Annotated in this window: 4 protein-coding genes (1 of these 4 cut by a window edge); 1 reads left to right on the forward strand and 3 read right to left on the reverse strand. The window is 73.3% G+C overall.

What is annotated here, in order from left to right; genetic code table 11:
- Positions 1–8,162 carry the 3' end of a type I polyketide synthase gene (locus tag AB0B90_RS29955; protein ID WP_362925882.1) on the forward strand. Its footprint begins 21,619 nt before the window's first position, so only the last 8,162 of its 29,781 coding nucleotides appear in the window; the start codon falls outside the window, past its left edge; its stop codon occupies positions 8,160–8,162.
- Positions 8,163–8,489: 327 nt separating this feature from the next.
- Here the strand turns inward: AB0B90_RS29955 and AB0B90_RS29960 are convergent, their stop codons facing one another.
- From AB0B90_RS29960 to AB0B90_RS29970, 3 genes are all read right to left on the reverse strand, one after another.
- Positions 8,490–8,684 carry a ferredoxin gene (locus tag AB0B90_RS29960; protein ID WP_362925883.1) on the reverse strand — a complete coding sequence of 65 codons (195 nt, stop codon included), beginning with the start codon at positions 8,682–8,684 and terminating at the stop codon, positions 8,490–8,492.
- 61 nt (positions 8,685–8,745) lie between these two features.
- Positions 8,746–9,927: a cytochrome P450 gene (locus AB0B90_RS29965; RefSeq protein WP_362907237.1), complete on the reverse strand. Its 1,182-nt coding sequence runs from the start codon at positions 9,925–9,927 to the stop codon at positions 8,746–8,748.
- The gene (locus AB0B90_RS29970; protein ID WP_362925884.1) at positions 9,924–11,324 is read right to left on the reverse strand and encodes a glycosyltransferase; all 1,401 of its coding nucleotides are present in this window, start codon (positions 11,322–11,324) and stop codon (positions 9,924–9,926) included. Before AB0B90_RS29970 ends, AB0B90_RS29965 begins: the two co-directional genes overlap by 4 nt.
- Positions 11,325–11,785: the final 461 nt, after the last annotated feature.

Consider the following 11,785-nt stretch of genomic DNA (forward strand, 5'->3'; position numbering starts at 1 on the left):
CGCAGGCACTGGACGTGGTGCTCGCGCAGTTCGACGTCGAGCTCGACCAGCCGCTGCGGACGATCCTGTTCGCCGAGGCGGGCTCCGCCGAGGCCGAGCTGCTCGACCGGACCCAGTGGACGCAGCCCGCGCTGTTCGCGGTCGAGGTGGCCCTGTTCCGCCTGGCGGAGTCGTGGGGGCTGCGCCCGGACCTGGTGGCGGGCCACTCGATCGGCGAGATCGCCGCGGCGCACGTCGCCGGTGTGCTGACGCTGGCGGACGCGTGCACCCTGGTCGCCGCGAGAGGGCGTCTGATGCAGGCGCTGCCGGCCGGGGGCGCGATGGTCTCCGTGCAGGCGGGCGAGGACGAGGTCGTGGCGATGCTCGCCGGACGCGAGCACGAGGTGTCGATCGCCGCGGTCAACGGGCCGTCCGCGGTGGTGATCGCCGGGGCGGAGGGGCCGGTCGTCGAGATCGCCGCCCACTTCGCGGCCGAGGGCCGCAAGACCACCCGGCTCGCCGTCGCTCACGCGTTCCACTCGCCGTTGATGGACCCCATGCTGGAGGAGTTCCGCCGGGCCGTACGAGGGATCGGCTTCTCACCGCCGGCCATCCCGCTCGTCTCCGGCCTGACGGGCGAGCCGGTCGCCGTCGAACGGCTCTGCTCACCCGGCTACTGGGTCGACCACGCCCGGCAGGCGGTCCGCTTCGCCGACTGCGTGCGCACCCTGCGCGGTTCCGGCGTGAGCACGTTCGTCGAACTCGGCCCGGACGGCGTGCTGTCCGCGATGACCCAGCACTGCCTCGCGGCCGACGACACCGAGACCGGCACCCTGGTCGTGCCGCTGCTGCGCAAGGACCGCGGCGAGGAGTCGTCGGTCGTGGACGCGCTGGCCAGGCTGCACGTCCACGGGATCGTGGTGGACTGGCGGTCCCTCTTCACCGGATGCGGCGCGCGCCGCGTCGACCTGCCCACCTACCCCTTCCAGCGCCGCAGGTACTGGCCGGAGGCCGCCGTGCGGGGCGGAGGTCCGGTGGGGGACCCGGTGGACGCCGAGTTCTGGGCCGCGATCGAGCGTGCGGACCTGACGTCCGTGGCGGCCACGCTGGATCTGGAGGCGGAGTCGCTGTCGACGGTGCTTCCCGCGCTGTCGACCTGGCGCCGCGCGCGCCGCGAGCGCACCCTCGTGGACTCCTGGAGCTACCGGGTGGCGTGGAAGCCCCTGGACGCCGTGCCGTCCGCCGTCCCTTCGGGGAGGTGGCTGGTGGCCGTGCCGGCGGGCCTGCCCGAGGAGGGGAGCTGGGCGGAGGTCCTCGACGCCGTGGGCGCCGCCCTGGGTGACCCCGGCGCGCTGACACGTGTGGACGTCACGAGTGCCGACCCCGTGCGGCTCGCCGAACTGCTCGATGCTCCCGACGGCCAGGCGCCGGTGGGGGTGATCTCCCTGCTCGCACTCGCCGGGACAGGTGGTGTGGGTCTAACCGAGGCCGGTCTAACCGAGGCCGGTCTAACCGGGGACGGTCTGTCCGAGGGCGGCCCGACCGGGGACGGTCTGCCTGAGGGCGGCCTGCCCGGGCTGGCGTTCACGGCCGCGCTGGTGCGGGCGCTGGGCATCGCCGGTCTCGACGCGCCGCTGTGGTGCGTCACCCGGGGCGCGGTGTCGGTGGGCCGGTCCGACGCCCCGCCGAGCCCTGAGCAGGCCGCGGTCTGGGGCCTCGGCCGGGTGGCGGCGCTGGAGCACCCCCGGCGCTGGGGCGGCATGATCGACCTGCCGGGACAGCTCGACCGGCGGGCCGTCGCCAGGTTCGCCGGCGTGCTGGCCGGCGGTCCCGACGGCGAGAGCGAGGTCGCCGTGCGCGCCTCGGGAGTGTTCGGCCGCAGGCTCGTGCCGGCTCCCGCCGGGGACGCCGGCCGCTCCTGGCGACCTCGCGGCACGGTGCTGGTCGCCGGGGACACGGGAGTCTCCGGCGAGCGCGTCGCCCGCTGGCTGGCCGACGCGGGCGCCGACCGGGTCGTACTGGCCGGGCGTCCGGTCCCGGCCCAGGCCGGGGAGACAGGGGAGACCTGGGAGGCCGGCGAGTTCGCGGGCCGGGGGGAATCCCCGGAACCGCTGGAGGCCGCCGACCGGGTGGAGGCGGGAGAGACCGCCGCCCCGATGGAGCTCGGGGAACCACGGGAGAGCACCGGTCGGGCGGAACCCGCCGACGCCGATCCCCGGGTGACGATCAGGCACTGCGACCTCGCGGACCGGGAGGCCGTGGCCGCCCTGCTGGCGGAGTTCCCGCCGGACGCGGTCGTCTACGCCGAGGAACCGGCCGGGGCCGCCCTCCTCGAAGGGGCCGAGCCCGCACACCTCGCCGAGACCGCCACGGCCCACGTCGCGGGGGCGCTCCACCTGGACTCCCTGCTGGAAGGCCGGGAGCTGGACGCGTTCGTGCTGTTCTGCTCGCTCGCCGGAGTCTGGGGGGTCGCCGGCCGGGGGGCCGCCGCCGCCGCGGAGGCGGTGCGGGACGCGCTGATCGAGGCGCGCCGCGCCCGGGGCGCGGTGGGGACCGCCGTGTCCTGGGCGGCCTGGGCCGACGGCGGCGTGACCGCGGACAGGGGAATGGACCTGCACCTGCGGGCGAACGGGCTGCCCGCCCTCGCGCCCGACCTCGCGCTCGGCGCACTGGGCCGGGCCGTCGCGAACGGCGAGGGTGCGGTGACGGTCGCCGACGTGGAGTGGGACCGGTTCGCCCCGGCCTTCCTCGCGCTGCGGCCGACCTCGCTGCTGGACGAGCTGCCCCAGGCGAGGAAGGCGATCGAGGCGGCGGGCGGCGCCCGCGACGGCGAGCCCACCGTGGCGGCCGAACTCCGTGAGCGTCTTCTCGGGCTGCCCGCGGCCGAGCGTACGCCCCTCGTCCTCGAACTGGTCGTGGCCAGAGCGGCCTCGGTCCTCGGGCACGCGGACAGCGCCGAGATCGAGGCCGACCGGGCCTTCCGCGACTTCGGATTCGACTCCCTCACCGCGGTCGACCTGCGCAACCAGCTCAACGCCGCGACCGGACTGACCCTGCCGGCCACCCTCGTCTTCGACCACCCGACCCCGGTGGACCTCGCGGGACACCTGGCGGGTCTGATACTCGGCGAGGAGAGCCCCGACGAGGGCGGCCTCGGTGAGGGGAGCCCGGCGTCCGTACCGGCCGCGCTCACGGACGACCCGATCGTCATCGTCGGCATGAGCTGCCGCTACCCGGGCGGCGTCCGCTCGCCGGAGGACCTGTGGCGGCTGGTCACCGAGGGGGTGGACGCGGTCGGCGCGTTCCCCGCCGACCGGGGCTGGGACCTGGCCACGCTGTCCGGCGGGGACGCCGAAGGACGCGGCCGCAGCACGGCGGCCGGAGGCGGCTTCCTGTACGACGTCGCCGACTTCGACCCGGGCTTCTTCGGCATCTCGCCCCGTGAGGCGATGGTGATGGACCCGCAGCAGCGGCTGGTGCTCGAAGCCGCCTGGGAGGCGTTCGAACGGGCGGGCATCGACCCCTCGGGCCTGCGGGGCGGCGACGTGGGCGTCTACGTCGGCGCCACCGGCGGCGACTACCGGCCGCCCCGCGACCACCACGGCCACGCGCAGACGGCACAGGCGGCCAGCGTGATCTCCGGCCGGCTCTCCTACACCTTCGGCCTGGTGGGCCCCTCGGTGACCGCGGACACCGCGTGCTCCTCGTCGCTGGTGGCGTTGCACCTCGCCGCGCAGGCACTGCGGTCGGGGGAGTGCTCGCTCGCTCTCGCCGGCGGCGTCACCGTGATGTCCACCCCGGTGGGTTTCGTGGAGTTCGGCGAGATGGGGGCGCTCTCCCCGGACGGCCGGTGCAAGGCGTTCTCCGACGCCGCCGACGGCACGGGCTGGGCGGAGGGCGTCGGCATGCTCGTCGTCGAACGGCTGTCGGACGCCAGGCGCAACGGCCACCGCGTGCTCGCGGTCCTGCGCGGTTCCGCCGTCAACCAGGACGGCGCCTCCAACGGGTTCACCGCGCCGAGCGGTCCTTCGCAGCGCAGGGTGATCCACCGCGCCCTCGCCGGTGCCCGGCTGACCCCGTCCGAGGTGGACGTGGTGGAGGCGCACGGCACGGGCACCAGGCTGGGCGACCCGATCGAGGCGCAGGCCCTGCTGGAGACCTACGGGCAGAACCGCGAGCGGCCGGTGCTGCTCGGGTCGATCAAATCCAACATCGGCCACACGCAGGCCGCGGCCGGAGTCGCCGGACTGATCAAGATGGTGATGGCCATCAGGCACGGGGTGGCGCCGAGGACGCTGCACGTGCAGGCGCCGTCGTCGCACGTGGACTGGTCGGCGGGCGCGGTGGAACTGCTCACCGAGGCGCGGCCGTGGCCGGACTCCGGGCGCCCGCGCCGGGCGGGCATCTCGTCCTTCGGAGCCACCGGCACGAACTCCCATGTGATCATCGAGGAGGCGCCTCCGGCCGACGTCGCCGGGGTGTCCGAGGCCGTCGAGCCGTCGGGGTTCCACCGGGCACCCTCCGCCGACCTCGGCGAAGCGCCGGGGGCGGCCCCGGCACTCAACGGGACGTCCGCCGGACATCTCGCGGACCAGGCCGAGACGGTTCCCCGCCTCCTGCCGGTCCCGCTGTCGGCGAAGACCCCGGCCGCGGTGCGGGCACAGGCGCGGCGCCTGCTCGACCACCTCGCCGAACACCCGGACCTCGGCCTGGCCGACCTCGCCTACTCCCTCGCCACCACCCGGTCGAGCTTCAGGCAGCGACTCGTCGTCCTGGCCGGCAGCCGTACGGAGCTGCTGGACGGTCTGCGGGCGGCGGCGGACGAAACCCCGGCCCCGCACGTGCTCGACGGCGCTCTCGGGCGACCGGGCAGGACGGCGTTCCTGTTCACCGGCCAGGGCAGCCAGCGGCCGGAGATGGGCCGCGAGCTGTACGACAGGTTCCCGGTCTTCGCCGACGCGCTCGACGCCGTGCTGGCGCAGCTGGACGCCAGGCTGGACCGCCCGCTGAGGGAGATCCTCTTCGCCCCGGCGGGAACCCCCGAGGCAGAGCTGCTCGACGGGACCGGGTGGGCACAGCCGGCGCTGTTCGCGGTCGAGGTGGCCCTGTTCCGCCTGCTGGAGTCGTGGGGTCTCACCCCTGACGTGCTGATCGGACACTCGGTCGGCGAACTGGCCGCGGCGCACGTCGCGGGCGTGCTGTCCCTCGGGGACGCCTGCGCGCTGGTGGCGGCGAGGGGCGCGCTCATGGCGGCGCTTCCGGCCGGCGGCGCGATGGTCGCCGTCCAGGCGGGCGAGGAGGAGGTGCTGCGGGCGCTGTCCGGGTACGAGGGACAGGTCTCCGTCGCCGCGGTCAACGGCCCGGAATCCGTGGTGATAGCCGGGGCGGAGCGGGCGGTGCTCGACGTGGCCGGCACACTGGCCGACAGCGGTCACAGGACGAGGCGGCTGCGGGTCTCGCACGCGTTCCACTCGCCGCTGATGGAGCCGATGCTGGCGGACTTCCGCGCGGTCGCCGAAGGCGTCTCCTACTCCGAGCCGCGCATCCCGGTGATCTCGAACGTCACCGGCGGCGCCGTCACGGCCGAGCTGTGCTCTCCGGACTACTGGGTGACACACGTGCGGAACGCCGTACGGTTCGCCGACGGGATCCGGGCGGCGCACGAGGCGGGGGTGACCCGCTACATCGAGATCGGCCCGGACGGAACCCTCACCGCGATGGCACGGGAGACCGTCACCGCCGAGGCCGAGCTGGTCTCCCTGCTGCGCAGGGACCGAGACGAGCACCGGACCGTCCTCACCGCCCTCGCCCGGCTGCACGTGCACGGGATGAGCCCCGACTGGACCTCGGTCCTCGCCGACACGGGCGCCCGGCAGGTGGACCTGCCGACGTACGCGTTCCAGCACGAGCGGTTCTGGCCCGACGCCGGTCACCCGGGCCCGGCCCGCGCGGCGGACCGGAACGGCACGGCGGATTCGACGGCGGACCCGGTGGACGCCGAGTTCTGGGCGGCCGTCGAGGAGGAGGACTCCAAGGCGCTGGCGTCGCGGCTCGACGTGGACGGCGACGCGCTGACCAAGGTGCTGCCGGCGCTGTCGTCGTGGCGCCGGGAGCGGCGCCGGAAGTACACGATGGACTCCTGGCGGTACCGGATCGCCTGGAAGCCTCTCACCGGTGACGGCGCGGCCGCACCCGGCCGGAGCTCGCGGACCGGTCCGGCCGGCCCGTGGCTGGTGGTGCTGCCCGAGGAACTGCGCGCCGACGCCTGGACGGGCTCGGTGATCGACGCGCTCGGTGCCGACGTGGTCCGCGTTGAGGTGGCCGACCTCGCCGCGGTGCCTTCGGATCGGGCCGCGCTGGCGGAGCGGCTGGGCTCGCTCGCCGGCGACCGGCCGCTCGCCGGAGTGGTCTCGTTCCTGGCGTTGCGGGAGTCCGCGGGCGCCGGGAACCTGGGGAATGCCGGGAGCCTCGGGCACACTGTGCTTCCCGACGGCCTGGCCCTCACGACGTCGCTGATCCAGGCGCTGGGCGACGCCGGTGTCGAAGCGCCGCTGTGGTGCCTCACCCGGGGCGCTGTCGCGGCCGAGCCCGGCGAGGCCCTGCGCGATCCGGCTCAGGCCGCGATCTGGGGTCTCGGCCGGGTCGCCGCGCTGGAGCACCCGCAGCGATGGGGCGGCCTGATCGACCTGCCGGAGGGGTTCGACCGGGAAGCGGCGCGGCGGCTCGCGAGCGTGCTGGCCGGTCTGGACGGCGAGGACCAGATCGCCGTCCGGGCCTCCGGCACGTACGCCCGGCGGCTGGTGCAGGACCCGGCGGGCCAGAGCGGCGAGCCCGGCGAGTGGACGCCGTCGGGAACCGTACTCATCACCGGTGGCACCGGCGCGCTCGGCGGACACCTGGCCCGCTGGCTGGCCCGGCACGGCGCGGAGCACCTGGTGCTGGTCAGCCGACGAGGGATGGAGGCCCCCGGGGCCGCCGAACTGCGCGACGAGGTGTCGGAGCTGGGCGCCCGGGTGACCGTCGCGGCCTGCGACGCGGCCGACCCGGACGCGCTCGCCGCCGTGCTGGCCGACATCCCGGCCGAGTTCCCGCTCACCGGTGTGGTGCACGCCGCCGGCGTGGTCGACGACGGCGTGGTGGACGGCCTGACCAGGGAACGGTTCGAGACGGTGTTCCGGGCCAAGGTGGCACCGGCGGTCGTGCTGGACGAGCTGACGCGGGACATGGATCTGCCGGTGTTCGTGCTGTTCTCCTCCGCGGCGGGGACGCTCGGCACCCCCGGCCAGGGCAACTACGCCGCCGCCAACGCGGTGCTGGACGGCCTGGCGGAGCGGCGCCGCGAACGCGGGGCCGCGGCCACGGCGGTGGCGTGGGGCGCCTGGGCCGGCGGCGGCATGGCGGAGGTGGCCGCGGCGCAGGAGGCGTCCCGGCGCATGGGCGTACGCCCGATGGACCCCGAACTCGCGGTCGCCGCGTTGAGCGGCCTCGTCGCCGGCGGTGAGCCGATCGCGGTGGTCGCCGACATCGAGCACGAGCGGTTCGTCCGCTCCTACACGGCGGGACGGCCCAGCCGGCTGCTGTGCGAGCTGCCGGGATACCGTGAGCTGGTCGAGTCGGAGGGTTCGGCGCAGGAGACCTCACGGTCGGCGTCCGCCCTGCGGGACAGGCTGGCCGTCCTCGCGGGACCCGAACGGCTCGGTGTGCTGCTCGACGTGCTGCGCGATCAGATCGCGATGGTCCTCGGGCACTCGGGTCGCGAGGTGATCGGCGCCGACCAGGCGTTCAGGGACCTCGGATTCGACTCCCTCAGCGCGATCGAGCTGCGAAACCGGCTCACGGCCTCGACGGGGCTGAAGCTGCCCTCCACGCTGATCTTCGATTATCCGACCCCGCAGGCCCTCGCCGAACACGTGATCGCCCAGCTTCTGCCGGAGACGGGCGCGGCCTCGGGCATGAACGGCGTGAACGGTGGCGGCGAGGAGGAGGCGCGGGTCCGGGCGCTGTTCGCGTCACTGTCCATGGCGAGGCTGCGGGAGATCGGCGTGCTGGACGCGCTGCTGCACCTGGCCGGTGACCAGCAGAGTCCTGTCGACGACGATGCCGACGAGGACGCGGGCGACGCGCTCGACGCGATGGGACTCGACGAGCTGGTGCGGGCGGCCCTTGAGGGTGGAGGCCAGTAGGGCGGAGTCGGCAAGACGATCAGGACCGGCGCCTCGGGGGCGCGGGCGGCCCGCGACGGCGGAGCTCGACGAGCTCCGCCGTCCCGTCGTCCCGGGTTTCCGCGGTCCTGCCGTCTCGGCGTCGTGGTCCCGACCGTGTGGGGGACCCACGTATCCGGAGAGACTGGGGAACGTCGGTCTTCGCAAGGTCACGCCCGCGTGGGGGATCACCGGGGGCGGGAGCAGAGGGGAGCGGCCGGGAACGCGAATCGACCCGGCCGGGGGTGCGTCGACCCGGCCGGGTCGGGTTCGTGCGGGCGGGGTGCGATCACCCGCCCGGTACGGTCCTCAGCTCTCGGACAGCGAGATGGACCTCGACGGGCAGGCGAGGACCGCCTCCCGGGCGCCGATCCGAGCGGAGTCGTCCAGGGTCTCGACCAGGACCATGACGGTTCCCTCGTCGTTCTGGTCGAAGACCTCCGGCGCGATGAGCACGCACTGGCCGGCGCCGACGCAGTGCTCGGCGTTCACATTGACACGCATGACATTCCTCATCCTTGAAAGACCGGGACCGACGATGACCGGCCGGGAGCCTGTGGCGCCGTCACCAGCGGACCGGGAGCTCGTGCAGCCCGAACAGCACACCGTCGTACTTGAACGGCAGGTCCTCGACCGCGCCGTCGAGCCGAAGGGTCGGAATCCGCTGGAACAGGGACGTGAAGACGGTCTCCATCTCGATCCTGACGAGGTTCTGCCCGAGACACTGGTGCACGCCGTACCCGAACGCGACGTGGTGGCGGGCCGAACGGCTCGGATCGAACTCGTCGGCCCGCTCGAACGCGTCATGGTCGTGGTTCGCCGCGGCACCGAGCGGCACGATGCCCTCGCCGGCCTTGATGACGTGCCCGCCGATCTCGACGTCCTCCAGGGCCACGCGGAGCGCGACCCGGTCGGCGACGGACAGGTAACGCAGCACCTCCTCCACCACTCCGGGCGCGCCGATCCACTGCCGGTTCAGCAGCAGCATGACCACGCCGAGCGCGATGTTGTTCGCCGTCGTCTCGTGCCCGGCGATCAGCAGCAGCAGGGCGACACCGGAGATCTCCTTGGGGGTGAGCACCCCGGCCGACAGCAGCCGGCTGGTCAGGTCCCTGCCGGGGAACCGCTGCTTCATGGTGATCAGCTTGGAGATGTACAGCAGCAGGTCCTTGGTCGCGGACTCGCGTTCGTCGTCGGTCGACGTGAGGGTCACCAGGACGCGCGTCCTCGACTCGAAGAGCTCACGGTCGGTACGCGGCACGCCGAGCAGCTCACAGATGATCAGCGAAGGCACCGGCAGCGCGAACGCGGACACCAGGTCGGCGGTGGTGCCGGCGTTGAGCATGTCGTCGATACAGGTGTCGACGACCCGCTGGACGGCAGGGCGGAGCTCGGCGACCCGCCGTACGGTGAACTCGGGGATGAGGGCCTTGCGGAAGCGGGTGTGCTCCGGCGGGTCGTACGCGACGAACCAGCCGGGGATCTGGTCGGGCGGAGGCACCGTCCCGTTGCGCCCGATCGTCGGAAAGCCCTCGTGCAGGGGGCTGGCGCTGATCCGGGGATCGGTGAGCACGGCGCGCACGTCGTCGTGCCTGGCGACCAGCCACACGGTGCTGCCTCCCGGCAGCGCCGACCTGACCGGTCCCGGCTGTTCCCTGAGCGAGGCGTACTCGTCGGGCGGAGAGAGCTGCCCGCGCCGCCGCCTCGGGAACTCGATGGATGTCGGGTCGCCGCTGTGCGTTTTCATGATGTCGCCACGTCCTTCGGCATTACCTGGTCGGATCGTTTCAGCGCCGGGTTGCCCAGGATCAGATCGGCGGCCACCCGGGTGCCTCCCGCCTCCTGCTGCGCCTTGGCGAAGAACTCGGCGCGCTCACGGAAGGAAGGGGTGTCCAGCACCTGGGTGATCTTGCCGACCACGTCGTCGACGTCGATGGTCTGCGGGTCGTCGAGGGTGAGGCTCACCCCGCTGTCCACGCCGCGCACCGCCTGGTCGTAGCAGTCGACCCACAGCGGGCGGATGACCTGCGGCTTGCCGAAATACAGGCTCTCGTGGAAGGCGTTCGCGCCGCCGTGGTTGAAGAAGAGGGCGACGTTGGGATGGGCCAGCACGTCGAGCTGGGAGGGAATCCAGCTCTCGATCCTGAGGTTCGGCGGCAGCTCCTCCCGGGGAGGGAGGAACTGTTGCTGCCCGGCAGGGAGCTTCCACAGCACGGCGTGCCTGCCGTCCAACCGGCGGGCGACCTCCACCAGCGCGTGCACCTCGGGACGGGTCAGCCGGGTGATGGTGCCGAGTCCGACGTAGACCACGGAGGGGTTGGCGTCGAGCCAGCCGGACAGGTCACGGTCGTCCTGCGCCTCGGGCAACGGCGGGATGATCGCGCCGACCAGGTGGAACTTGTCGGGAAGGGGAAACGGGTACTCCAGCCCGAAGACCGTGTAGCACAGGACGAGATCGGCGCGGTCGACCTTCGCCGACGGACGGAGCGCCTCCTTCGGCAGCTGGATCTGTTTCGCGTACGAGATGCCCTTGAGCGCGAGCCTCAGCATCCTCGGGTGCAGGAACATCAGCGCGGCCCGGATCTTGAACACGTTGCTGTAGACCCGCTGCGGGAACGACATGTCCAGGGGCAGCCCGGTGTGCAGCATGGGGAATCCGCGCGGTGTCCTGGTGATGAGCAGATTGCTCGGCAGGAAGGGCGAGCTGAGGACGTACGGGATGTTCCTCCTGAGCGCGATCATGAGCGCGACGGGGTTCACGCTGTCAAAGATCATGAGAGCCGGTTTCAGCTCCTCGACCAGGGCGTCGAGTGCCAGATACTTCTGCTCCCCGCTGTCGGGGTCGAACCCGCGCCGCACCACCGCGTGGTGTGCCTTCCAGCGGGACCGCTGGGTGGCCAGCCGGTACATCTCGTCGTCCCAGTCGGCGGGGGATTGCAGGGGATCCGTCTCGCCGAGCGAGGCGAACCGTACGCCGCTTCCCTCGTCGATGCTCTCGATGTCGGCCCTGCAGGACTCATCCGTCGCGAACCACAGATCCTCCGTGCCACGCCTGGCGAGCTCGGCGGCGATCACGCGCAGGGGGTTGAAGACACCGGCCCCCGGATTGCTGACGAACAGCACTGGCTTGCGGCCCTCGCCCATCACACACACCTCCATCGCGGGAGCCGGACCGTTCGAACAGCCAGTGACGCGCGGGCGCCTGCTCCGGTGCGGATCCGTCCTCGCCGTGCGCGTCTTCCCTGCTCCGACGCCGGCGTGCCCGCACGGTATCGCGGCGACATTAGGGGGATCACTAGTTTTCCCGGGGCGCGGGATCGTGGGCTCGACCGGTCTCTCCCGGAGGTGGTCCGCGCGGTCGAGGGCGCCCGGAGGCGGTGCCGTGGGCGCGGCCGGCGCGCCGGGCTTCCCAAAGACTAGGCGTTTGCCGAGTCGCCATCGGCCTAACTTCGCCGAATGGATGGCATGCTCGACGACCTCTCTCTCAGCGGGAGTCCCGTCGTGCATACCGCCGGTCCTCCTCTTCGACCATGTGGAGACCCGTGCTACCGCCTCCCCTCTCCGGTGGGGACGCCTCGCCGGGTGAGGACACCGCGTGCCGGTGC

The sequence above is a fragment of the Streptosporangium sp. NPDC049078 genome, assembly GCF_040648855.1.
Taxonomy (GTDB): domain Bacteria; phylum Actinomycetota; class Actinomycetes; order Streptosporangiales; family Streptosporangiaceae; genus Streptosporangium.

What these genes read in the sequence shown, in the direction of transcription:
- AB0B90_RS29960 (WP_362925883.1), bottom strand. Translation starts at nt 8,684, where the DNA reads ATGCGTGTCAATGTGAACGCCGAGCACTGCGTCGGCGCCGGCCAGTGC.
- AB0B90_RS29965 (WP_362907237.1), bottom strand. Translation starts at nt 9,927, where the DNA reads ATGAAAACGCACAGCGGCGACCCGACATCCATCGAGTTCCCGAGGCGG.
- AB0B90_RS29970 (WP_362925884.1), bottom strand. Translation starts at nt 11,324, where the DNA reads ATGGGCGAGGGCCGCAAGCCAGTGCTGTTCGTCAGCAATCCGGGGGCC.